The following is a 23,865-nucleotide window of genomic DNA, read 5'->3' on the forward strand; positions in this document are numbered from 1 at the left end:
ACGGATAAGCGGACATTTTGGTACATTGACGCCGAATAAGCGCGCATCAGAGAAATGATGGATTTTTGCGCATTCTGCGGCGTCAGGATTTGATCATCGCAAGAAATTTCCCGTGAGTGGCGGTCTGTCTTCTATGAAAGCACGGCAATCGACGTTTTCTAATATTTCTCGGGAAATAAATCGGCTCACGTTTCACCAAGAAGCGCGTGAAGTCCGGAGACAATAAAGGAGGAGCAAATTGTGAGTATCAAAAGAGCGCTGGTCAGCGTATGGGATAAAACGGGCATCGTGGATTTTTGCCGCGAGCTGTCGCAAATGGGCGTGGAAATTATTTCGACGGGTGGTACAAGCAGCCTGTTGGCAGAGGAAGGCGTGCCTGTCATCGGCATTTCCGACATTACCAACTTCCCTGAAATTATGGATGGCCGGGTTAAAACCCTGCATCCGGCGGTTCATGGCGGATTGCTCGCAGTTCGTGACAACGAGGAGCACACACGTCAGATGGAGGAATTGGGCCTGGGCTACATCGACTTGGTCGTCGTGAACCTGTACCCGTTCCAACAAACGATTGCGAAACCTGACGTATCCTATGAAGATGCGATCGAAAATATCGACATCGGCGGTCCAACCATGCTTCGTTCCGCAGCCAAAAACCATGCTTTTGTCACCGTCGTCGTAGATGCGGGGGATTACGGCAAAGTATTGGAAGAAGTACGCGGCAATGGAGATACGACATTGGAAACGCGCAAACAGCTCGCAGCAAAAGTGTTCCGCCACACGGCGGCTTACGATGCCCTCATCTCCGATTATCTGTCCAATATCAATGGTGATCCGCTTCCGGAGCGCCTGACGGTGACTTACGAGAAAATCCAGGACCTGCGTTATGGCGAAAACCCGCATCAACAAGCGGCATTCTATCGCAAACCGCTGGCAGCAGCCGACACGCTTACATCTGCCGAGCAATTGCACGGCAAAGAGCTGTCTTATAACAACATCAACGACGCGAATGCGGCGCTGCAAATCGTCAAAGAATTTGAAGAGCCTGCGGTGGTCGCGGTTAAACACATGAATCCGTGCGGCGTGGGCGTAGGCGCGAGCATTTTCGAAGCTTACGGCAAAGCCTATGCGGCTGACCCGACTTCGATCTTCGGCGGCATCGTCGCAGCAAACCGCATTATCGACAGCGATACGGCCGCGAAGCTGAGCGAAATTTTCCTCGAAATCGTGCTCGCACCAGACTTTACCCAAGAAGCTCTCGAGATTTTGACGAAAAAGAAAAATATCCGCTTGCTCAAAACCGGCGAACTGAGCGCGGCGCGCCATCGCGAAAGCCAGTTCGTTGTAACCTCCATCGACGGCGGCATGATCGTGCAGCAAAGCGATGTTCACTCCATCGAAGCAACCGAGCTGCAGGTCGTGACGGATCGTGCCCCTTCCGAAGAAGAAATGAAGCAGCTGCTGTTCGGATGGAAAGTGGTGAAACACGTCAAGTCCAACGCGATCGTGCTTGCAGCGAATGACATGACCGTGGGCGTAGGCGCAGGGCAAATGAACCGTGTCGGCGCAGCCAAAATCGCGATCGAACAAGCCGGCGATCTGGCCAAAGGTGCCGTGCTCGCATCCGATGCGTTCTTCCCGATGGGCGATACGCTGGAGCTTGCGGCAAAAGCTGGCATCACAGCGGTCATTCAGCCGGGCGGTTCCATCAAAGACGAGGAATCCATTAAAGTGGCGAACGAATACGGCATTGCCATGGTCTTCACGGGCGTGCGCCATTTCAAACACTAGAATATAAACGTCACAATGAAGATGAACAAGCATTCCCGGCTTGTTCATCCTCATTTTCGGCTTAAGGTACGATGTCTGACGACACTAGCGGCCGAATGTGTTTGGACGGGGAACGAGTTGTTTACGAAGTGTACTTCTATATAAGTTGAACTAGACATTTACACGATAACGGAGAGGGCAGAAAGAATCTGGAGAAGCGAAGCGGTCGCTTAAAAGCTTTCTGTAAGAAAGCTGCATCGGAAGCATAAGCTTCACCGGATTTTCCCTTTGAAAAAAGGGGATCAAAAAAATCTGGGGATAACAGTGATCGGAAGATGGTTCTGACCACGTAGTGACTCCGTGTAAAAATCATCGGTTCAACTTATATAATTTGAATTGATCCTGTTATTTTCATGGAGGGGAACAACGAATGGATATATTGGTCGTAGGCGGCGGAGGCCGCGAACATGCCATCGTGTGGGCTTTGGCTAAAAGTCCCAAAGCAGGCAAAATTCACTGCGCGCCGGGAAATGCAGGCATTGCCGAGCTCGCCGAATGCCACCCGATCGCGGTGCATGAATTCGACAAGTTAACGGCACTCGCCGTGGAACTTCAAGTGGGCCTGGTGGTCATCGGACCGGATGATCCGCTGGCTGACGGCATCGTGGATGCGTTTGATTCGACAGGCATTCCCGTATTCGGCCCGCGCCGCAATGCGGCAGAGATCGAAGGAAGCAAAACGTTTATGAAGGATCTGCTGCACAAATACAGCATTCCGACGGCGGCGTACGAGAAATTCGACAATTACGAGCAGGCGCAGGCGTATCTCGATCAGCAGCCTGTCCCGATCGTCATTAAGGCGGACGGGCTGGCTGCAGGAAAAGGCGTAACGGTTGCCCAGTCCCGCGAGGAAGCGAACCAGGCGCTGCGCAGCATCATGGTGGACAAGGTGTTCGGCGAAGCCGGAGCCAAGGTCATCATCGAGGAATTCCTGGCAGGCCAAGAAATGTCGATTCTGGCGTTTGTCGACGGGGAAACCGTTCGCCCGATGGCGGCGGCCCAGGATCATAAGCCGGTATTCGACAATGACGAGGGACCGAACACGGGCGGCATGGGAACCTATTCGCCACTGCCGCATATCGCTTCCTCGATCATCGAAGAAGCGTTGGAAACGATCATCAAACCGACGGCCAAGGCAATGGTGGCCGAAGGACGCCCGTTTCGCGGGGTGTTGTTCGCGGGACTGATGATTACGCCGGACGGCAGACCGAAGACGATCGAGTTCAATGCCCGCTTCGGCGATCCGGAAACGCAAGTGGTATTGCCTCGCCTGAAGAGCGATCTGCTGGACATTTTCTGGGCTACCGTGCACGGCAAGCTGGCGGATATCGAGATTGAGTGGAGCGACGAGGCCGCTGTGTGCGTCGTGCTGGCATCCGGCGGTTATCCTGGCCCTTACCCGAAAGGCATCGTGATCGAAGGTCTGGATCAAGTACAGGATGCCGTCGTATTCCATGCAGGCACGGCTCGCGGCGAGAACGGCGAGTGGCTGACGAACGGCGGGCGCATTCTTGGCGTCGTCGGCTTGGGTGCGGACATCGCAGAAGCCCGGAACAAAGCATACACCGAGGCGGATCGCATCCGTTTCGAAGGCAAACATCAGCGTTCCGACATTGCGGCCAAAGCGCTGGTATAGTGAACGAAATGTGAAAGAAAGCCCAGAAGACAAAACGTGTCAAAAACGTTTTGCATCTTTTGGGCTTTTTGCATCGTATAGATAAGTTAAAGATGTTTGGCGAGTGATTGAGCCTTTTAAGTTCTAGAACCATAGGTCATATATATAAGAAAATATCTACATATAGCTGAGGAATTGTGAACAAAATAGTGAACGGATCGATGGAACATTGGCCCAAACCATAACGTGCAACTGGATGGTTTGGTGATGAACATGCTATACTACTCTGAAATAATGAATATGTTTTGGCGAGGAGGTGGATATCCATTGGGTAGGCGATACTGCATACTGTCGAGATGGCTGATCTAGGTTGGCCCCTATGACTTTTCGATTTCATATAGCTTGTAGAACCCATGGTGAAATATTTTTTGAATAATACAGCCTGTTCTTTGTTAACTTCATGAAGTTAACGGTTAGCGCTGTAACTATATCTGGAGGTGAATCCCTGTCTACCGGGGAAGTCATTGGACATAATTACCGTCATTAATTTGGCATTACTCATTTTTTTGATTGCAGCAACTGCATTTTTCGTAGCATCCGAATTCGCTGTGGTTAAAATTCGGCCGTCACGCGTGGATCAGCTTGTGGCTGAGGGGAACAAAAAGGCCGTGTTGGCCCGTAAAGTCGTTTCGGATCTGGATTATTATCTCTCGGCGTGTCAATTGGGAATCACGGTCACGGCACTCGGTCTTGGCGCTTTGGGTAAACCCGCGGTGGAGAGATTGTTGTACCCGGTGTTTGATTGGCTGAGCATTCCGGCGTCGTTCTCATCGGCAGCTTCCTATGCCATTGCTTTTATACTCGTAACCTTCTTGCACGTTGTTGTCGGGGAGATGGCACCGAAGACGCTGGCCATTCAGTTTGCCGAAAAGCTGACCTTGTTGCTTTCGCCGCCGCTGTATTGGTTCGGGAAAGTGATGTATCCGTTCATCTGGGCGCTCAACGGCGCTTCCCGCGTAATCCTTCGTATGTTCGGCGTCAAGCCGGCAGGGCATGAACAGGCTTACTCCGAAGATGAAATCAAGATCATCATGAACCAAAGCTACGAAGGGGACGAAACCAGCCAGACCAAGCTGGCCTATCTGGAAAATGTATTTGTGTTCGACGAGCGTGTCGCCAAGGACATTATGGTACCGAGAACCGAGCTCGTCACGCTGGATCAGAGAATGAATTATGATGATATTATTCCTTTATTGGATGAATATAATTATTCCCGTTACCCCGTCACCGAAGACGGCGACAAGGACCGGATCATCGGCGTGGTCAACGTGAAAAAGATTTTGCCTGACATGGTTGCCAGCAGGGAACATCAGCTTGTTGATTTTCTGCGCGAAATCCCATTTGTATCCGAGCTCACCAGCATCCAGGACGCCATGATCAAAATGCAGCAAGAGCGGGTTCATATGGCCGTTGTTGTTGACGAATATGGAGGTACGTCCGGGATTATTACGATGGAGGACATCCTGGAAGAGCTTGTTGGCGAAATCCGGGATGAATTCGATGCCGACGAGGTCGCGGACATTCAGGAAACCGGGGATCAAAAGTATCTGATCAATGGACGTGTGCTTTTGGATGAGCTGGAGAGGCAATTCGGCCTTCAGTTCGAAGGCAATGAAGAATTGGATACCGTCGCAGGCTGGATTCAGTTTCAAAAGGGTGTGCAGGTGGAGAACGGCGACATCGTGGTACAAGGCGAATATGTCTGGACCGTGGTCGAAGCCGACAACTTCCAGATCAAACAACTGATGCTGGAACGTGTGGCGAACGTTGAAGCCGAGCAGCAAGCCTGATCTTTTTCGGAATAATCACATGTTCACATTAAAAATACGATGGTAAAACTTTGGAGGTGAATCCCTCTGACGGAGGGAAATCATTGGACGGAATAATAGCGTTAAACTTATTTTTGGTCGCGGTATTCATTGGATTGACGGCGTTTTTCGTAGGGGCCGAATTTGCGATTCTGAAAGTGCGGATGTCCCGGATTGACCAATTGATTGCGGAAGGAAACAAACGGGCCGTCGTGGCGAAAAAGGTAGCCCATCAACTGGATTATTATTTGTCCGCGTGTCAATTGGGAATTACGATAACAGCTTTTGTTCTCGGCGCGCTCGGTGAACCCACCGTTGAGAAAATGCTGCATCCGCTGTTCGAGCGGCTGGCCGTGCCTGAGGCATTGGCGACCGTGCTTTCCTACGGGATTGCTTTGGCGGTAATCACGTTCCTGCACGTCGTGATCGGCGAACTTGCACCGAAGACGATGGCCATCCAGTTCGCGGAGAAAATGACGCTGATGTTTGCCGGTCCGCTTTACTGGTTCGGCAACATCATGAAGCCTTTCATCCATGCCTTGAACGGATCAGCACGTTTGCTGCTTGGCCTGTTTCGCATCAAGCCGGCCGGGCACGATACGGTTCACTCCGAAGAGGAGTTGAAGATGATCATGGCACAGAGTTATGAGAGCGGAGAAATCAATCAGACCGAGCTTGGTTACCTGAAAAACATCTTCGCTTTTGATGAGCGGCTGCTGCAGGAGATCATGATTCGCAAGGAAAAAATCGTTACGGTGGATAAAGAGATGCCGCTGGAACGCATGCTTGAAATTTTGAATCGGCATGAATATACGCGTTATCCAGTGACCGCGCCCGGCGATTCGAACCGTTTTGTCGGGTTTATCAATACGAAAGAGATGTTGACCAGCGTCGCCGCAGGGCGAGCTTTCGAGATTGATGCATATGTGCATGACATGCCCGGTTTCTCCGAACAGGCTCTGATCAGGGATGTCCTGATTCAGATGCAGCAGAGCCGCGTGCACATCGCCACAGTGCATAATGCAGAAGGGGATACGGTGGGTCTCGTGACGATGGAGGATATTTTGGAGGAAATCGTCGGCGATATTCGGGACGAATACGAACACAAGGATCTCGTGCAGCCTCCGAAAAAGCTTAAGTTGACGTAAAGTTGCGCCAATAAAATCAGGCTCTCGCATAAGGCGAGGGCTTTTTTTTGCGGATAAATCTTAATTTTAAAATAAATGCTTGCATTCTGAAGGAATATGGATTAATATGAATTTAAAGAATCTTAAATTAAAGATAAATAACAACAAGCCATTTGGTTCAAGCTAAGATAACCGATCCATATTAAACCAAACCAAGGGAGTGGAGATTATGTTCAGAACGGCAGGCATTCACCACATTACGGCATTCGTGAACGATGCTCAGAAAAATGTTGATTTTTACGCAGGTGTACTCGGACTCAGACTGGTGAAAAAAACGATTAACTTTGACGCGCCGGACGTGTACCATCTGTATTACGGAAACGAGAATGGGGCACCAGGCACGATCATTACGTTTTTCCCTCATCCTAATGCGATGAGAGGCATCATCGGCTCCGGCCAAACTGGCGTGACCGTTTATACGATCCCTGTGGGTGGTCTGCCATTCTGGGAAAAACGCCTCGCTTCCTTCGATATTCCGTTCGAACGCAAAACCCGGTTCGGCGAGCAGTATATTCGTTTCTTCGACAAAGGCGGTTTGCTGCTTGAGTTGGTGGAACGCGAAGAGGGCGCACCAAGCAAATGGTCGTTCAATGGCGTAACGCCGGAATATGCGATCAAAGGATTTGGCGGCGCGGTATTGTATACATCTGTACCGGACAAAACGATTCAAGTGCTGGAAAAAATGCTCGGTCTGGAACCAATCGGCGAAGAGGACGGCATCATTCGTCTGCGGGCGAGCGGGGACATCGGACAGATCATCGACGTCCAGTCCACCGGCATCCAGCGGGGCGTCGGCGGCGCGGGTACGGTGCATCACATCGCATGGCGCGCCAAAGATTACACTGAACATGAACAGGTGCAGAAACAACTTGATCAAGCCGGATATAATCCAACGCCAATCATTGACCGCCAATACTTCAATGCCGTCTATTTCCAAGAACCGGGAGGCATCCTGTTCGAGCTGGCTACCGATCCTCCAGGATTTGCAAGGGATGAGCCCCAGGAAAGCATGGGGACGAAACTGATGCTGCCTGAATGGTATGAACCGCACCGCGAGCAGATCGAACAGCTGCTGCCGCCGATTGAAGTCCGCGAATGGAAAGGAGATTCCCAATCATGAGTACAACTACGATGAAACATATCTATAAAGCAGGTTCCCGTCCCGATGCGCCAACGCTTCTTTTGCTGCATGGCACTGGAGGTAACGAAAATGATCTCATCGGCCTCGCAAGTCTTATCGCGCCGGGTGCAGCTGTCCTCGGGGTGCGCGGCAACGTCTCCGAGAACGGCATGCCGCGCTTCTTCCGCCGGTTGGCGGAAGGCGTATTCGACGAGCCGGACCTGATTGCACGGACCGCCGAGCTGGGTAGTTTCCTCGATGCGGCTGCCGAGGAGTACGGCTTTGACCGCGCCAACGTATACGCACTCGGATATTCCAATGGGGCGAACATTGCCGCGAGCCTGATGTTCCATCAGGCGGGTGTATTTAAGGGAGCCATCCTGCATCATCCGATGGTGCCGCTGCGCGGCCTGGAGCTGCCTGACCTGAACGGCCTGCCGGTATTCATCGGCGCGGGCGAGAACGACCCGATCGTGTCCAGATCGGAGACGGAAGAACTCGCTTCGCTGCTGAGCGGAGCGGGAGCTGATGTTGAGATCCATTGGGAGCGTCAAGGACACCAGTTGACGCGAACTGAAGCTGCTGCCGCTGCCGATTGGTTTAAGGCCCAAGCATCCTCTTGATCTGAATAGAGGAAAACTGCGAATACCGTAAATATCGAAACAGCCTGATCCGCACGGATCAGGCTGTTTTTTTACCGTCCATTTGGCAGCGCGTCTTGTCGTTGATTAGGGAATATTTTATAATGGATCAAATGATAATGATTTTCAATTAGAAGCGGCGAGCAGTGAAACGTCGAATGGGTGGGAGGAGAGCCATGGGTCATAATCCAAAGCTGCATTCGTTGGGAACAAGTTCGTTTATTACGACAAAGGATGGGCGCAAGCTTCATTATATGAGCAAAGGGAGCGGGGACCTGACGGTTGTATTCGAATCGGGCATGGGGGCCTCGCGATCGAATTGGGGATTGGTGGCGCCATTGGTCGCCGAGCATTGCCGGACAGTGGTATACGACCGGTCTGGCTTGGGCCGAAGTGACGCGGATTCCGAGGATCGCATTCTTCGCCGGCTGGCAGATGACTTGGGAGAGCTACTGTCGGCTCTTGGGCCTGGACCGTATATTCTGGTTGGGCATAGTTGGGGAGGACCTGTTGCGCGTACCGCAGCAGCGGCAGATTTATCGCGTATCAAAGGACTGGTGCTGGTCGACCCTTCGGATGAGCATTGCGGGCTGTACTTTTCCAGGTTGACCAAAATCAGTTTTGCACTGAACGGCCTGCTGCTGTCTTTCATGGCGCGCATCGGTTTGCTTCGGCGAATGGGCAGTGTCCTTGGCGAGACCCTGCCCGAAGACGTGAAACAGGACCACCTTTTTGAGGATTTTACGGTGCAGGCTGCACGAACGGCGGCAGCAGAAGCGAAAGCGTTTCTGGACGATTTGTCTTCGCTTCAGGTTGCTCCTCCCCGTCTGGGGAATGCGGAGGTCAGCATCATTTCGGGAACGAGGGCAGGAAAAGGCGAGCGCAAGATCAGGCCGGCGATTGTGGAGGCTCATCATCGGACCGTGAGCAAACTGCCGAATGCAAGGTGGATCGAAGCAGCGGAGTCGGGGCATATGGTGATATATACGGAACCTCAGTTAATCGTGGACGAAATTCTGCGCATGGGAAATGTTGCGGGTCTTGGCGCAGAATGAGCCAAAAGTGATACAATAATACGTAAATACAAACAATGCTTGCAGCTGCAAGCCAATATAAGCGGAGTGTGGATAAGAGATGAAACCATTGGAACAGGAAGCAGCGGGAACGCCAAGCTACGCCCGTGCCCAAGTCGGCATGGAAGACATCGTGCGCGCGCATCATGTGCTTCGCGAAGTGATTGTGAGAACGCCGCTGCAGCGGGACGCTGTATTGTCGGCCAAATATAACTGCAATGTGTATCTCAAAAGAGAAGATCAGCAAGTGGTGCGTTCCTTCAAGATCCGCGGTGCGTACAACATGATTCGCAGCTTGTCTCCGGAAGAACTGGAAAGAGGCATCGTGTGCGCAAGCGCGGGCAACCATGCGCAGGGTGTTGCCTTCTCGTGTAATGCGCTGGGCATTTTCGGGAAAATCTTCATGCCAAGCACGACTCCGAACCAGAAGGTGAAGCAAGTTCGACGTTTTGGCGGCAGCAATGTGGAAGTGGTGCTGACCGGCGACACGTATGATGATGCATATGAAGAAGCAATGCGTGCCTGCGACGAGCAGGGCATGACGTTCATCCACCCGTTCGACCAACCCAAAATCATTGCGGGCAACGGTACGGTAGCGATGGAAATCATGGAAAGCCTTGAGGAGAAAGCCGATTATGTATTCGTCACGATCGGCGGCGGCGGTCTTGCCGCAGGCGTGGGCACATATGTAAAGACGGTCAGTCCGGAAACACGCGTCATCGGCGTTGAGCCGCTGGGTGCTGCCTCCATGAGCGAAGCGATGTTCCGGAAGCAGGTCGTCACGTTGGACGATATCGACAAATTCGTGGATGGTGCTGCCGTTAAACGGGTGGGCGACCTCACCTTCGATATCTGCTGTGACACGCTGGACGACATCGTGAAAGTGCCGGAAGGCAAAGCCTGCACGACCATTCTGGAGCTGTATAACGAAAATGCGATTGTAGTCGAACCGGCCGGTTCGCTCACCGTGGCGGCTTTGGACCAGTACCGCGAACAAATCGCGGGCAAAACCGTCGTTTGCGTCATTAGCGGGGGCAACAACGACATCGACCGCATGCAGGAGATCAAGGAGCGCTCCCTGATCTATGAAGGGCTCAAATATTACTTCATGGTTAACTTCCCGCAGCGGGCCGGAGCTTTGCGCGAATTCCTCGTGGACGTTCTGGGACCCGATGACGACATTACCCGTTTCGAATATACGAAGAAACATGACAAAGAAAACGGACCTGCGCTCGTAGGCATCGAATTGCTGCGTAAAGAGGACTACCAGCCGCTGATCGAACGAATGAACCGCAAAGGCATCGCTTATACCGAACTGAACAAAAATCTGAACCTGTTCAACATGTTAATCTGATGAACCATTACGATCCGAACAGGTTGACTGACGGGGTACTGCGGGCTGCGGTCAAGGAAGACGCTGCACAGGTGATTCCGCTTTTGGTGCAAGCGATCGATGATATTGCGTACGCCTTGGCGGGCGAAGGGGATCACGAGCAGGCCATGCACATTTTGCGGCAGCTTTACGAGCAGGAGGACACACGAATCAGCTATCGCAACGTAACCGTGATGGAACGCGAAGGCCATGTTGCGGGCATTCTCGTTGCCTATGACGGCGGAGATGCGGACCGGCTCGATCAGTCGATTCTGAACCGCCCGGGCCGCAGCAAAGACGAGAAGTATCGGCTTGGGAAAGAAACCCGGCCCGGTGAATACTACCTCGACACGTTATCCGTGGACCAGGCCTATCAAGGGCAAGGCATCGGAAAGGCGCTCATGGCTGCTTTCGAAGAGCAGGCCAGGGCGCTCGGGCATTCGCGGACAGCGTTAATCGTGGAACGAGACAATGACCGGGCCAGAATGCTGTATGAACGGCAGGGGTACGTCAAAGACGACGTCTTAATCATTTCGGGTCATGAGTATGACCACATGGTCAAGCCGATCGAATAAACATTTGAATTCATGACGGGTACAAACAATAAAACATCGCCATGCGCCATAATGCGCCGGGCGATGTTTTTTTGAACCGCCAAGGATTCATCACTCCGAAGCCGGTACATGTTTTTCCAGCCAACGTTCCACCGCCGGTGTCTTTTCGAAGTTGGAAGCGGCGGCGACATCCAGGAAATCGGCGAGTTGTTCAAGAAACGGACTTTCTACGGAGGCGAGGCGTTCGATGACAGCCTTGTAACCTTTTTGAGCGTTTGCGGTCATTTTGTTGGTTTCATAGTCGAATAAAGGCGTGTTGATCAATCCATAGAATGTATATTGGGTGTAGCTGTCAAACAGGCTTTGCACTTGGGCAGACCGTTTGGAATCCGGATATAGTTTCAGGAAATGCTCCTGACTGAGTGCACGCAACAGCATCTCCTGGTATCCGATGAGCAAATCGCCGTCTTCTGCCGGAATTTTGCGTGTCTCGGCAGCCATGATGTTGATGTAATCGGCGATATCCGGTTTGACGTATTGGTTGTATTTTTGGAATGCAGCGTAGTTCATGATCGGGTACAGCGCGCCTTCCAGCATGATCAGCTTGTACCCGTTATCCCGTGCTTCCTGCAGCAGATTATACGCGGCAGCATCGTCGATCCGGCTCATGAGCTTGGTGAAACTGTCCCCTGTTCGGTAAGCTTGCAGCAGCTTGGCTTGAACGTTGGGAACCAGCATGCGGTCTGTCATGGGCGACAGCGCCTTCAGCCGCGCGTTCTCCAGTTGGAGCACCTTGAGCGAGGCGTGGTGGGACGTTACCCGTTTGATATTGGAGGCGAGATAGCGGTCAGCGGCGGGCAGGCCGTTCTTTTTTTTGAGCATGGATTGGTAGGTATTGTATATGGATGCGGATTGGCTTGCATGGGTCTTGTCCGTCTCATTGGACGTTGCGGCAGCGGCGATCCCCGCCACGGAAGCGAAACCGGGCTGCAGCATCAGAACAGCGGCTGTCACGGCGATGAGTGTACGCGTTGCACGGCCTTTGTCAGATAGAGTAGAGAAGAATGAAGGCATGGAACGGATCCTCCTGTTATTTTCAAGATGATTACTATAACCTTACCCAATATTTGAAATAGGTTGGTCTCGGAATGGTAACAAAATGTCTTGTTATTTTAACCTTTGAACGGTAGATGATGGAAGCGTGTTTCTGCCAAAATATTTTTTGGGCGGGATCGGAAACTTTTGGAGGGATTCGAACGTCTATGAATTGTACAGGTATAAATAGGAATTTTCCGACGAAAACAACGATACACCTTTCAATTAACGAGAGAATGGGGATACAGGTATGAAGAAAGCAGGAGGAAACCAAGTCAAAAAGGTGATGTCCGCACTGGCCGTTTCGGCCATGCTGATGTCCGCATTGCCAGCGCCGGCCATTGATGCCGCAGCACCGATCAGCATTTACATCAACGATTCCGCGCTAAAGGCGCCGCAGCCGCCGGTCATGAAGGCAGGACGGGTGCTCGTGCCGCTCCGGTCCATCTTCGAAGGGCTGGATGCCAACGTGCAGTATACCAACAAAACCAAAACGATCAAGGCGACCCGCGGCGATCAGGAGGTCATCCTGAAGCTTGGTTCCAAGACGGCTTACATCAACGGGGAGCTGACCTATCTTGACGTGCCTGCGAGCACGATCAAAGGCAATACGATGGTGCCGATCCGCTTCGTAAGCGAGGCATTCGGAGAAAAAGTGTACTGGAATTCCCGCATGCAGCGCGTGGATATCAAAACGACGACAACACCGCCGCCAGTGGATAACACTTCGTATGCTGCCTGGAACATTTATGGTACCGTATCCGGAAACAATGGGGATGGTCGCGATGTGACCGTAAGTTTTACGCGTCCTGCTTCCGAGAACGGGGTATCCGAATACCGCGTCATGCTGGTTAAAACGCGCGACGTCAACAGTTTTAACGAATCGGCTGCCACGGCGGTGCCTTCCAGCAATTACACGCGGGTCGTTCCGAACGGCACCAATCCGAAGCTGACGCTGAATGCGCAGACCCGTGACGTCAACGGCGATCTGCTCTCGACGACAGAAACCTATCGTCTGTACGTGCTTACGGTGGGCGGCAGCGGCAACAACTATAAAAACGCTCTTGCCTGGTCTTCGCAGGCGTTGAAACTGTCCAGCGTGAAGACGGAAGTTCAAGCGGTGAACAGCCTCAAAATTGCCGATGTAAGTGACTATGGTGACGGACGCGATCTGGAGATCAGTTTCAATCAGCCGTCCAACACGTCCAATATTACGTATTACCGCGCTTTTGTCGTTAAAGCGAAGGATGCGTCTTCGTTTAATCTGGCAGCAGCAAACAAGGTTTCGAGTTCCAACTCTACGATCATTTATAAGAACAACACGACATCGGTGACAAGCAAGCTGTCTTCCACGTCGCGGGATACATCCGGGGAATTGATCAAAAACGGCACGTCCTATGTGGTGTACATCATGTCGGTAAGTGCGAACACCGCATCGGCGGAAAGCAAATTATCCACCGTTTCATCGTCCCTGACACTGGGCGCGAATACGGCTGCCGCACCGGTCATTACGCAGGTTTTGGACAATTCCGATTATGGCGACGGCCGCGACATTCGAGTGAGCTTTAACCGGGTATCCGACGAATCCAAAGTTGGAAGCTACCGTATTTTCGTAGTGCGCAACTCCGTAGCCGGCAGCTTTAATTTGACCACGGCCAGCAATTTGTCATCCAGCCTCTATTATCAAGTGAACAAAACGGGCGGCAACATCACCGTCTCGCTGCCTTCCAACATGAGGGATACCAGCGGGTACAGCGTAACGAATTTGCAGGATTATCGCATTTACGTCATGGCGGTAGGCAACCAACAGAACAATTATACCAACGCGTTGTCTTCCTCGTCGTCGGTGTTGAGGCTGGCCACGAATGCCAATGCCCCTGCGGTAACCAACGTGGCGGTAGCAGACGTGAGCGATTACGGGGACGGCCGCGATTTACGGGTATCGTTCAATCGGCCTTCTAGTGAAGACAATATCGCTTCCTATCGGATCTATGTTGTACGTAATGGAAATACCGGCAGCTTTAATCTGAGTGCAGCAAATGCGTCCAATAACTATATCCAAGTGAACAAAACGGGCGGCAATCAATCATTGACGCTGCCGTATTACGCAGTAGATACAAATGGCTATACCCTGACTAATGGAGTAAGCTACCGCGTATTCGTCATGTCGGTGAGCACGAGCGGCAATACGAGCCAAAACGCGCTCTCCTCGTCATCGGCAAGCATTACATTATCGCAAAACTCAGCTATAGCAGCACCGACTAACGTGGTGGCTTCCGATGTGGGCGATAGCGGTAACGGCAGTGACTTGCAGGTGTCCTTTACTCGTTCCGTAGATGAAACAAATGTGAATCATTATCGCGTTTTCGTGGTGAAGGCGGATAGAGCCGGCAGTTTCAACCTGTCGACGGCGAATGCCATCAATAGTGCCAATTATACGTATGTGAGCAAAACCGGGAATAACCCGACTTTGAAGTTGTCCGGCACAGCCAGGGATACAGACGGTCAGGCGATCAGAAACGATGTGAGTTACCGTGTGTTTGTGCTCGCGGTCAATACCAATACATCGATTGCCAATGCCCTGTCCTCAGGGTCAACTGCGCTGACGCTGACGTCGGTTAAGGCCGTTTCGCCAGCAACCAATGTGAATGTGACCGTTAAAAATACAGGGCAGGCCGGTAATGCCTCCGATGTCACATTCAACTTCAGCAAACCTGCTGATGAATCGGGAATTTCGGGATATAAGGCGTTTATCGTTCCCGCAGGCCAGGTGAGTTCGTTCAATGTGGCCTCTGCGGAAAGAATCGGCAGCTATGTGGATATTGCCAAGTCGAATGCGGGGTCAGCTATTCAACTGAATAGCGGCCATGTGGATATTAATGGAGGCACATTGGTTCCTGGAACCAAGTACAACATTTTCGTCATGTCCGTTGCGGATAGTCCTGCTCGCACTTCTGTCCTGTCGGCTCCTTCCCAGGAGTTTACGATTCTTGCCAAAGCGGCAGAGCCGGTGGTTGCGGATAAGGTCTCGGGCGTTTCAGCTACCGTGAATAATGCGACGACTTCTATCGATGTAAGCTTCAACAGAGCAACGAATCAAACGGGGATTTCAAGGTACGACGTTTACCTCGTCAGACAAGGCGATACGTTGAATCTGGGCAATACCAACATCGCCGGAGCAGTGCAAACGAATAGCGAAAACCCTGCTTTTAACATAACAAGCAGCATGAAGGATTCGGAAGGCAGACCGATTGAGGCAGGAAAATCCTACTCCGTATATGTCGTGAGTGTCGCCAACGGGCAAGCAGCTACAGTGAGCTCCATATCGAGTCCTTCCAATTCGGTGCAGTTTCCTTCCGCCCCTGCCAATCCAGCAGGAAGCGGGAACAGCGATTCTCCGGCTCCCGCTATAACTCCGCCTGCAACTGCAGCGCCGGAATCCGGGACGCCTTAAGCCTCAAGTCAATTTATTCAAATACAATAAGCCCCTGTCCATTGGACGGGGGCTTTGTGCTGTAAAAGGGCCATACCCAAAACAGTTCCTGAAACGCTTGCGGGCGGTACCCCGCCGGGAGATAATAAAGGGAAAAGAGCGTGGCCCGAAAGGAAGGATGAAATGCTTGCATTTCGCTTGAGTAGGCTGCCGGATGCCCGGCTGCCTTTATATCTGTATTGCGTAGGTACCCATGAAGAGAGAGCGCTGATCAGAGCGGATGGCTTCCCGGTGTACCAACTGTTTTTGTCGCGGAGCGGAGAAGGGCAGCTTAACGTTTCCGGTGAGGGGACGTGGAAGGTAACCGCAGGACAATTGTTCGTGTTGGCCCCTGACAAGGGTTATGAGTATTGCCCGCGTTTCAAAACCGATTGGGAGCTGGGGTACATCGGCATCGGGGGCGATGCGGCAGCTTCCATCCTGCGGGCCGCAGGTTTGTTGCAATCGGGGCCCCGAACGCTGCATGATTTCGAGCAATTCTGGTCAAGAATGACGGCGCTATGGCACTCCTTGAATCAAGGTTTGGGACCGGATGCGTGTTGGGAAGTTTCGGCCATGCTGTACCAGCTCATTCTGGACTTGTCGCGTTGGATCGATGGGGAGCCAGAGAATGCAGCCAAGAGAACGGGACGGGTTGCCAAACCGGCAATCCAAGCAGGACTCCAGCATCTCGGCCAGTCTGACCCAAGGCAGGAGGCCTTTGACCGGGCGGTCGACTTGATGCATATGCATTACAGGGATGATTTGCTCCTGAAACATGTTGCGGAGGCCGTCGGCTATTCGGTGCAGCATCTTAACCGGATTTTCCATCAAAAGCATGGTATAACGGGACACCAGTACATGCAGCGCCTGCGTTTGCGCAAGGCGGCGGATTGGCTGAACGAGCATCCGCATGCCAGCGTGAAGCAGGCCGCCGAGACGATCGGCATGGAAGTGAACTATTTTATCCGCATGTTCAAGCGGGAATTCGGGGAGACGCCGGGAAGATCCCACAGCCACGCAAGAGAATGAATACGGCCTGCGAGAAAGAATATGAACACCTAGGTGGCATCGCAAACAAACGGGCGGACATCCGCGCCTCCTGCGGGATCAGAAAAGGCTGCCGAGTTCCCGGCAGCCTTCTTACAAACACTATAGCTTCTTGTTCCCGAAGATCGGTCTCAAGGTAAACAGTCCCGCCAAGCCGATCAGCAAGCTGACCCATGGCGGGAGCCAAAAGACCGGAAAGCTGTCACGCAGCGGGTATCCCACGAACAAAACAACGAGCACGATGGCGATATAGATCGCGATGCCGCGAAGATTGACTTGCGGACGGGTCGTCAGGTCAGCGCCTTCGTCATCCGGTCGCTCCGCCAGCCGGCGCAGCGTTTCCACGAGAGCGATGCCGCCTACAGCCGCGACGATCAGCGTGAACAGGCTGATGTGGCTGAACGGTTCCGTATCTCCGTCGGTCCAGCCCATGAACAGCCCTGCTGCGCCCTGCATCAGCAGTACGACCGAAATGGCCGCCCATGCGATCATGATATACCATTTGAGCGTACGTTTCGTTCGAGCAGGAGGTTCGGCATCGTCTTGTTCTCCATCGTTTTCCTCGTATTGCTCGGGTTCGGGCGTCCACGTTTGGCTCAGAGAGTTCTTCATGTTTCCGTACCGAGTTACGGGAGCTGTCGTCATTTCTTCCACGGTGCTGTCTTCTGCACCAAGGCGCGCAAATATATCTTTTTCCAGATCTTCGGCATATCGCGCGCGAGCGGACTCGCCGTTCTTCTGGGCTTGCACGATCGCTTTGCCTTCTTCGAGAATCCATTCTTCCTGCGTTTTCTCGTCAACAGGGGTTTGGCGCGCAATGTCGCTGATCTGGTTGTACAATTTTGCATTTTCGGGAGTCATTTGGCTTAGTTCGGTAATTTGCCGATTCTGTAATTCTTTAAGCTTCTTATAAGAAATCCTCAATGATTGCTCCTCCTGTCTAAACACGCTACGGTATCCGGGTTAGGCAACCCTGACGATATTTTAGTATACGGGAAGGGCTCTCATTTCGCAAAGTCATTCCTTATAGAAAAGCTGTTTGTGATTCACCCACAGGCCGATGAAGGCCAGTACGACACAGGTGCAAAGAAGTGTCAGTTTGCCGTGGCTGCGGATCCATTCGATGAGATGTTCCATGATTCAAATCCTTTCGCCCGAAATCACCGGGTTCGAAAAACCGGCTTCGTTGTCGCTTTCCGTTGATGTATAGAATTCCCGAAATACTGGCAGAGATATACCTGTACATGGAACGTATTGTATCAATATGGTGAAACGTGAATAAAGAACGGCCGCTTCCTGCACAATATAAGCAATTTCCAACAGAATTCAGGGATGGGAGCGTGCGACAGGATGAATCAGAATCATAGCGAATTGACCCGCCGGCTGCTGCTGAACAGCAATTCCCGAGGCGTCAAGGATGAAGTGATTCCTATGGGAGCGGAAGATGCCGAACTGGCTGGCGAATTAACGGAAGATGGCATCCATCAAGAAAGCATTTGGAGCAGTTTGGATGATGCGGCAGATGATTGGCAGGGACGGGTGGAAACGCATGAGATGTTCCGTCGGAGCTACGAGTAACCGGTAAGACTTCGGATCGGGTAGGGCCAGCTGACAAGCTGGCTTTTTTGCTATGGCCATAAAGTGATCCCGGATCGAGAATATTCAATTCCTGCAGGCCATTGCCGATAAAAGACGAATACAAAACCAACAAAACAAGCGATGCTTTCGTTGACTTTGTGCAGTGTACAATGATAATATACAGTTAACTTCTTTAATTCACATTAAACTCATCGGATTTATATATTATGAAATTGGAATTTGTGGAAAGGGGCAAGCGATATGGAGCGTCAGATCAGCATACGTCATGGGCAGGAGGAGCTTACGGCCACCATTCATTATCCGGTCGTTCAGGACATCAAGGAGGTTAACGCGCAGCAGAAACGCGTACCGCTCGCGGTGATCTGTCATGGGTTCGTGGGCAGCCGGATCGGCGTGGACCGCCTGTTCGTCAAGACCGGGCGCGAACTGGCCGAAGACGGGTATCTGGTTCTGCGCTTTGACTACATCGGGTGTGGGGAGAGCAGTGGCGAATACGGCGCGGAAGGCCTTGAATCGATGATTGCCCAGACGCGCTCCGTGCTGGATTATGCGGTAAACTGCAGTGACGTTGACCCTAGCCGCATCACCTTGATCGGACATAGCTTGGGCGGCGCGGTTGCGCTGTTGACGGCCATTCGCGATAAACGGGTCAAAAATCTCGTAATGTGGTCTGCCGTAGGCTATCCTTTCAACGATATTGTGAAAATCACCGGACGCGACGTGTACGATGATGGAGTGAAGCATGGTCATGCGGACTATTTGGGATACAAATTCACGCCGCGATTCTTCGAATCGCTCGCCGAGCATCAGCCGTTTCAGGAAGCGGTCAAATTCAACGGAGATGTTCTGGTCGTTCACGGCACGTCCGACGACGTTATCCCGGTGGATTATGCGTTTCTGTATCAAAAGGTATTTTGGATGCGTCAGGAAGGACGCTGCGACAAGGAGATCATTTTCCAGGGAGACCATACGTTCTCGTCCGGCAAAGAGCGGGAGCAGTTGATTAACCGTACCAGGGAGTGGCTTGGCGAACGCCAGAAGATCGAACAGGATTGGCAGCACTGGATGATCTGATTGCAGAGATGAAACAGGTCCTGAATGCATCAACAAGATGAATGGAGTGTATCACGGGCTCGGCTTGGCGGCTCCAGGGGATGTAAGCTTGGAAAAGCGCCTTCTTCGCGGTAAAATAGAAGAGTAACCATTCTATCCGTGTCTGGAGGTTGGCAGCAATGACATTACCCGCATTATTCATTGCACATGCTTCCCCCGCCCTGGCGGTGGAAAGCAACGACTACACTCGTTTCCTGAACCAGCTTGGAGAGAGGCTGCCGGCTCCGAAGGCTATCGTGGCATTCACGGCCCATTGGGATTGTCCCGAACCGTCCGTGACCATGGACGAAACGCATCGGACTTTGCATGACTTTTACGGATTTCCAGCAGATATGTATGATCTCGATTATCCAGCCCTTGGCATGCCAAGCCTGGCCAATGAGATTTGTGCGCTGTTTGCACGAAGCAACTTGCAGCATCTTCCGATCACCGGGCGTGGGCTTGATCATGGCGTATGGGTTCCGCTTTTGCATATGTACCCGAAGGCTAACATTCCGGTCGTGGCCGTATCCGTCGATTCCTTGCGTTCCCCGCAGGAGCAGTATGATATTGGTCGGATGCTGGAGCAGCTGAGGCATGATGACGTGTTGATCGTAGGCAGCGGGGGAATGGTGCATAACCTGCGTCTGCTTGGCGACAGCGAAGAACCGCAGGATTGGGCGGTGGAATTTGACGATTGGATGGGACAGCGGCTCGAGCAATGGAATACGAGGGAGCTGTTTCAGTACGACAAAAAAGCCCCGCATGCTCGCATGGCCGTACCTTCCTATGGAACGGAGCATCTGGCGCCATTGTTCTATGCCATGGGCACGGCAGATATGACGCGCAAGGCGAAAAGGCTGTTTCAAGCCTACTCCCACGGAACGCTTAGTCTGAATTGCTGGCAGTTCGGCGACGACGCATAACTTGGAGCAGACGACAGGGAATATGTGGAAACAGACCGCGTTGCGTAGGATGGACTCCAACAAAATGACATTGATCTTGTAAAAAGGTTCCGATCCCATTCATCAAGAAGGGCGGAACCTTTTTTGGCGTTGGATCAAGACTTTCGAATCTCGAAAAATTCGCAGTCGGTACGGGCGTGATAGGCGAGATCGCTTACGCTGGATTGAATGACGATGGTGTTGCTGTCAAAACGAATGATAATGCCGCCGGAATCGATCTGATGATTGTCTTTGAAAACACGAATTCGGTGCTGGCGATCCATCGCTTCCTGAAAATCGGCATCCGTCTCAAGACGGCGGTTAATGGCCATGTTTGCTGCTCCTTTGGCTTGTCTGGTATATGTTCATCATAATATGTCTTTCTACAGAGGGCAAATGCATACGGGTCAATCCATCTGCGTCGGGAGAAAGCTGGCCTTGGCGAAAGTAAGCTCGAATTCATAAAAAAGCCCTGCTCCGAAGTGGAGCAGGACTTCCGTATTATTTATGGGTTACGCTGTTTTTTGTGCGCTGCTTATGGTTGGTGTATCTTTTGGACCTTTGTTGCGAGTGAACAATCCGCGGAGGTAAGGCAGTACCCAACGATCCAGGCCGATTTTACCAGCATTTGCGCCAGCGACAACCAGGAAGATTTCCATCAGTACCAATTGGGCGTTCGTGCTCACGGTGCCCGAGAAGAGGAACGCGAAGTTCATGACCATTCCCATCAGCGCTGCCAGCGTTGTGAAGCATCCGAGGATGAGGCCGACACCGACGAGGAATTCACCGAGCGGGATCAGGAAGTCGAACAATCCTGCATTCGGAATCGCGAATTTCTCAAGGAACGTTCCCCACCAAGCTTGCACTGCGGGATGGTCACCCGTTGTTTTTTCCAAAGCGCCTTGCAGGAACCCGCCTGCCGCGAATCCGCCGGTCAATTTTTCCCAACCGTGGGTCATCCAGTCGTAACCGATGTAAACCCGAAGCACCGTCAAAATCCACATTGCCACTTTATTCTCTCTAAGCCATACGTTGAAGCTGAACATATAAACCACTCCTTCATGGGATGTATTGAATTTTTTTGTTTTTTGGTTTCTCTAAAGTGATCACCTTTGATGTCTTTATTGTATAGTTCCAACGTCATTTTGTTTGTGATTAAAATCACAATCTAATTCAAATTTTAAGTAAGGACGTTTTAGTTCACATTTTATCCACATTGTTGTTCGTTTCCTGCGTTTCATTTCAAAGATTCAAGGGTAGACAATCCCGCCTAAAGCGAAGACAAACCGGGCCGTCTGTGATTAAATGGAAAGAAATACGTGGTAATGGCGATCCGCATCGAGATTGGAGCACCCGGAAATGGAAGCCATATTTCAAACCATCGGGAGGGACCATCGATTGAAGTTATGGAAATGGAATAAAAGCAGAACAGCCGCGTCGCTGCTCATTGTCGCCTTGAGTCTGTCCGCCTGCCAAAACAAGGAGCTTGCGCAGCCGACGCCGGAGCCGGTGCCTGCTCCCGTTCAGGAAGAACAGGTGCCGGAAGAGGAGCCAGCGGCGAAGTTCAAGGCACCATTGACGGGGTTGCCCAGCGACGAAGCGATTACCCGCCGACCGCTGGCCGTTATGATCAACAATGCGCCGGCCGCTCGTCCCCAATCCGGGCTTAGCTCCGCCGACATTATCATGGAAGTGCTTGCAGAAGGCGGAATTACGCGGTATATCGCCATTTTTCAAAGCGAAGGCGCAGATGAAACCGTGGGACCCGTGCGCAGCATCCGTCCGTATCTAATAGAGCTGGGGGAGAGTTATGACGGAGTGCTGATTCATGCAGGCGGCAGTCCGGAGGCGTATTCCATTTTGCAGAAGCAGCAAAAGCAGCATATGGACGAAATTTCGAACGGGGGCCCCTATTTCTGGCGTTCTTCCGATCGCAAGGCCCCGCACAACCTGTACACTTCATCGGACAAGCTAAGGGAAGGCCTGCAGAAAAAAGGGTATGACCATGACAGCCTATCTCCGGTTTACCTCTACAATGAAGAAGGCTCTACGGCTGCGAGCGAAGAAGCAGCGGCGTTTGACGTGAAATATTTGCTCGATAGTTACCGCGTGACGTATGAATATGATGAAGTTAGCGGACGATATATGAGACTGGTCAACGGGAAGGCCGATGTGGATCAGGATAACGGCGAGCAGCTCGGTGCTGCCAATATCATCGTGGCGGGCGCCGATCACAAAGTGCTCGATAGCGTGGGCAGATTGTCCGTCGACGTGGATCAGGGCGGCGAAGCGATGTTGTTCCAAAAAGGAAAAATGATTCAGGGTCAGTGGGTCAGAAAGTCAGGGGATATTATTCGTTTTATTTATAATGGAAAAGAAGCCAATTTGATCCCGGGGAAAACGTTCATCTCCATCGTGCCGAATTCGCCTGATTTTGCAGGACACGTTCAAGTGAAACAATGAAAAACCGTATCGCAATGTCGAAAAATATAATGTCGAATAATGTAAAATAATGACTTTGGGTGGAGAAGTGTAAACGCAGTGTAAAATGTGAACATCATTTTTCCACTCTTTCCATATTATTAAGATTCATTTCAGAAATGTGTGATAAGAATATAAAAAAGGATCGCAGGTTTTGTACAAACCGTGAAACAAATATGATAAGATAGCAAAGGTTGTCATTTCATGTTTCAAGGTTATCAGCATTTTCTCGTAAAGGGGATAGAACGATGAAGTTTAAGAAGAAGGATATATTTTTCGAAACATTGGAGAATATGGCGGATACTGTCGTACAAGCGGCTGACTACTTCTCCCAGCATGTTTCCAACCTTCAGGATGTGACTCTGTTTACCAATGAAATGAAGAAATACGAGTCCAAATGTGACGACTACGTGCATACCATCATTATGGAGCTCAACAAAACATTCATTACGCCGATCGAGCGTGATGACATCATGGAACTGACAACAACCCTTGATGACGTATTGGACGGGCTTGAAGCAACGGCTTCCCGTTTCTATATGTACCAACTGACCGAGCCGGACGAATTCATCGTGCAGTTTGCGGAAATTTTGCGCCAATCTGCGTATGAAATCCAAAAGGCCGTTCATTTGCTGTCCCAGAAAAAATTGCTGGCGATCCGCGAGTATACGATCCGCATCAACGACCTGGAGAACCAAGGCGACGAAGTATTGCGCATGTGCATTAAACACCTGTTTGCCACGGTATCCGATCCGATCGAGTTGATCAAACGCAAGGAAATCTACGAGCGTCTTGAGACGACGACGGATGCTTGCGAAGACGTAGCGAATATGCTGGAATCCATTATCATGCGTAATTCTTAAGGAGCCATAGAA

The 23,865-nt window shown here is 51.6% G+C and carries 20 protein-coding genes; 16 read left to right on the plus strand and 4 right to left on the minus strand.

All coding sequences use genetic code 11. From position 1 onward, the window contains the following. The first annotated feature begins 240 nt into the window (after positions 1-240). From purH to MKY59_RS03850, 9 genes are all read left to right on the plus strand, one after another. Entirely contained in the window at positions 241-1,788 is a 1,548-nt protein-coding gene (purH, locus tag MKY59_RS03810) for a bifunctional phosphoribosylaminoimidazolecarboxamide formyltransferase/IMP cyclohydrolase (protein WP_236420609.1), read from the plus strand. Positions 1,789-2,197: 409 nt separating this feature from the next. Beyond that, positions 2,198-3,463, plus strand: coding sequence for a phosphoribosylamine--glycine ligase (gene purD / locus MKY59_RS03815; RefSeq protein WP_339276063.1), 1,266 nt, complete (start codon positions 2,198-2,200; stop codon positions 3,461-3,463). A gap of 503 nt (positions 3,464-3,966) precedes the next feature. Then, the gene (locus tag MKY59_RS03820; RefSeq protein WP_236420611.1) at positions 3,967-5,292 is read left to right on the plus strand and encodes a hemolysin family protein; all 1,326 of its coding nucleotides are present in this window, start codon (positions 3,967-3,969) and stop codon (positions 5,290-5,292) included. Between the two features lie 83 nt (positions 5,293-5,375). Continuing rightward, a complete protein-coding gene (locus MKY59_RS03825; protein WP_236420612.1) occupies positions 5,376-6,458 on the plus strand; it encodes a hemolysin family protein in 1,083 nt (360 codons plus the stop codon). Positions 6,459-6,663: 205 nt separating this feature from the next. Beyond that, complete coding sequence (locus MKY59_RS03830) at positions 6,664-7,617, plus strand: ring-cleaving dioxygenase (protein WP_236420718.1); 954 nt, start codon at positions 6,664-6,666, stop codon at positions 7,615-7,617. 11 nt (positions 7,618-7,628) lie between these two features. Continuing rightward, the gene (locus MKY59_RS03835; protein ID WP_339278319.1) at positions 7,629-8,240 is read left to right on the plus strand and encodes an alpha/beta hydrolase; all 612 of its coding nucleotides are present in this window, start codon (positions 7,629-7,631) and stop codon (positions 8,238-8,240) included. A gap of 194 nt (positions 8,241-8,434) precedes the next feature. Next, complete coding sequence (locus tag MKY59_RS03840) at positions 8,435-9,313, plus strand: alpha/beta hydrolase (protein WP_339276064.1); 879 nt, start codon at positions 8,435-8,437, stop codon at positions 9,311-9,313. 79 nt (positions 9,314-9,392) lie between these two features. Continuing rightward, positions 9,393-10,685, plus strand: a complete 1,293-nt coding sequence (ilvA, locus tag MKY59_RS03845) for a threonine ammonia-lyase IlvA (RefSeq protein ID WP_339276065.1) — start codon at positions 9,393-9,395, stop codon at positions 10,683-10,685. After that, entirely contained in the window at positions 10,685-11,278 is a 594-nt protein-coding gene (locus MKY59_RS03850) for a GNAT family N-acetyltransferase (protein ID WP_339276066.1), read from the plus strand. Before ilvA ends, MKY59_RS03850 begins: the two co-directional genes overlap by 1 nt. 90 nt (positions 11,279-11,368) lie before the next feature. Here MKY59_RS03850 and MKY59_RS03855 read toward each other — a convergent pair whose 3' ends face one another. Beyond that, positions 11,369-12,331, minus strand: a complete 963-nt coding sequence (locus tag MKY59_RS03855; RefSeq protein WP_339276067.1) for a hypothetical protein — start codon at positions 12,329-12,331, stop codon at positions 11,369-11,371. A 271-nt stretch (positions 12,332-12,602) separates the two neighbouring features. Here MKY59_RS03855 and MKY59_RS03860 point away from each other — a divergent pair, with 271 nt between their 5' ends. Next, positions 12,603-15,806 (plus strand): copper amine oxidase N-terminal domain-containing protein, encoded by a 3,204-nt coding sequence (locus MKY59_RS03860; RefSeq protein WP_339276068.1) that lies wholly within the window; start codon positions 12,603-12,605, stop codon positions 15,804-15,806. A gap of 162 nt (positions 15,807-15,968) precedes the next feature. After that, complete coding sequence (locus MKY59_RS03865; protein WP_339276069.1) at positions 15,969-16,856, plus strand: AraC family transcriptional regulator; 888 nt, start codon at positions 15,969-15,971, stop codon at positions 16,854-16,856. A 120-nt stretch (positions 16,857-16,976) separates the two neighbouring features. On the opposite strand, the gene MKY59_RS03870 is transcribed toward MKY59_RS03865, so the two are convergent. Then, entirely contained in the window at positions 16,977-17,798 is an 822-nt protein-coding gene (locus MKY59_RS03870; RefSeq protein ID WP_339276071.1) for a hypothetical protein, read from the minus strand. 426 nt (positions 17,799-18,224) lie between these two features. On the opposite strand from MKY59_RS03870, the gene MKY59_RS03875 reads away from it, so the two are divergent. From MKY59_RS03875 to MKY59_RS03885, 3 genes are all read left to right on the plus strand, one after another. After that, complete coding sequence (locus MKY59_RS03875) at positions 18,225-18,452, plus strand: hypothetical protein (RefSeq protein ID WP_339276072.1); 228 nt, start codon at positions 18,225-18,227, stop codon at positions 18,450-18,452. A 261-nt stretch (positions 18,453-18,713) separates the two neighbouring features. Further along, positions 18,714-19,547 (plus strand): alpha/beta fold hydrolase, encoded by an 834-nt coding sequence (locus MKY59_RS03880; RefSeq protein ID WP_339276074.1) that lies wholly within the window; start codon positions 18,714-18,716, stop codon positions 19,545-19,547. 158 nt (positions 19,548-19,705) lie between these two features. Continuing rightward, entirely contained in the window at positions 19,706-20,491 is a 786-nt protein-coding gene (locus MKY59_RS03885) for a class III extradiol ring-cleavage dioxygenase (RefSeq protein WP_236420629.1), read from the plus strand. A gap of 134 nt (positions 20,492-20,625) precedes the next feature. Here the strand turns inward: MKY59_RS03885 and MKY59_RS03890 are convergent, their stop codons facing one another. Then, a complete protein-coding gene (locus tag MKY59_RS03890; RefSeq protein WP_236420630.1) occupies positions 20,626-20,841 on the minus strand; it encodes a hypothetical protein in 216 nt (71 codons plus the stop codon). Between the two features lie 180 nt (positions 20,842-21,021). Further along, on the minus strand, positions 21,022-21,555 hold the full coding sequence (locus MKY59_RS03895; RefSeq protein WP_236420631.1) for a DoxX family protein: 534 nt from the start codon (positions 21,553-21,555) through the stop codon (positions 21,022-21,024). A gap of 352 nt (positions 21,556-21,907) precedes the next feature. On the opposite strand from MKY59_RS03895, the gene MKY59_RS03900 reads away from it, so the two are divergent. Together MKY59_RS03900 and MKY59_RS03905 are read left to right on the plus strand one after the other, a co-directional pair. Further along, positions 21,908-22,972 (plus strand): DUF3048 domain-containing protein, encoded by a 1,065-nt coding sequence (locus MKY59_RS03900; RefSeq protein ID WP_339276075.1) that lies wholly within the window; start codon positions 21,908-21,910, stop codon positions 22,970-22,972. Between the two features lie 266 nt (positions 22,973-23,238). Then, entirely contained in the window at positions 23,239-23,853 is a 615-nt protein-coding gene (locus tag MKY59_RS03905; RefSeq protein WP_339276077.1) for a DUF47 family protein, read from the plus strand. Positions 23,854-23,865: the final 12 nt, after the last annotated feature.

The organism is Paenibacillus sp. FSL W8-0426 (assembly GCF_037969725.1).
Taxonomy (GTDB): domain Bacteria; phylum Bacillota; class Bacilli; order Paenibacillales; family Paenibacillaceae; genus Paenibacillus; species Paenibacillus hubeiensis.

Excerpts from the sequence above, each read along its gene's own strand:
- MKY59_RS03890 (WP_236420630.1), bottom strand. The coding sequence starts at position 20,841 with ATGGCCATTAACCGCCGTCTTGAGACGGATGCCGATTTTCAGGAAGCG.
- MKY59_RS03875 (WP_339276072.1), top strand. The coding sequence starts at position 18,225 with ATGAATCAGAATCATAGCGAATTGACCCGCCGGCTGCTGCTGAACAGC.
- MKY59_RS03840 (WP_339276064.1), top strand. The coding sequence starts at position 8,435 with ATGGGTCATAATCCAAAGCTGCATTCGTTGGGAACAAGTTCGTTTATT.
- MKY59_RS03850 (WP_339276066.1), top strand. The coding sequence starts at position 10,685 with ATGAACCATTACGATCCGAACAGGTTGACTGACGGGGTACTGCGGGCT.
- purD (WP_339276063.1), top strand. The coding sequence starts at position 2,198 with ATGGATATATTGGTCGTAGGCGGCGGAGGCCGCGAACATGCCATCGTG.
- MKY59_RS03895 (WP_236420631.1), bottom strand. The coding sequence starts at position 21,555 with ATGTTCAGCTTCAACGTATGGCTTAGAGAGAATAAAGTGGCAATGTGG.
- MKY59_RS03885 (WP_236420629.1), top strand. The coding sequence starts at position 19,706 with ATGACATTACCCGCATTATTCATTGCACATGCTTCCCCCGCCCTGGCG.
- ilvA (WP_339276065.1), top strand. The coding sequence starts at position 9,393 with ATGAAACCATTGGAACAGGAAGCAGCGGGAACGCCAAGCTACGCCCGT.
- MKY59_RS03855 (WP_339276067.1), bottom strand. The coding sequence starts at position 12,331 with ATGCCTTCATTCTTCTCTACTCTATCTGACAAAGGCCGTGCAACGCGT.
- MKY59_RS03905 (WP_339276077.1), top strand. The coding sequence starts at position 23,239 with ATGAAGTTTAAGAAGAAGGATATATTTTTCGAAACATTGGAGAATATG.
- MKY59_RS03880 (WP_339276074.1), top strand. The coding sequence starts at position 18,714 with ATGGAGCGTCAGATCAGCATACGTCATGGGCAGGAGGAGCTTACGGCC.
- MKY59_RS03835 (WP_339278319.1), top strand. The coding sequence starts at position 7,629 with ATGAAACATATCTATAAAGCAGGTTCCCGTCCCGATGCGCCAACGCTT.
- MKY59_RS03865 (WP_339276069.1), top strand. The coding sequence starts at position 15,969 with ATGCTTGCATTTCGCTTGAGTAGGCTGCCGGATGCCCGGCTGCCTTTA.
- MKY59_RS03860 (WP_339276068.1), top strand. The coding sequence starts at position 12,603 with ATGAAGAAAGCAGGAGGAAACCAAGTCAAAAAGGTGATGTCCGCACTG.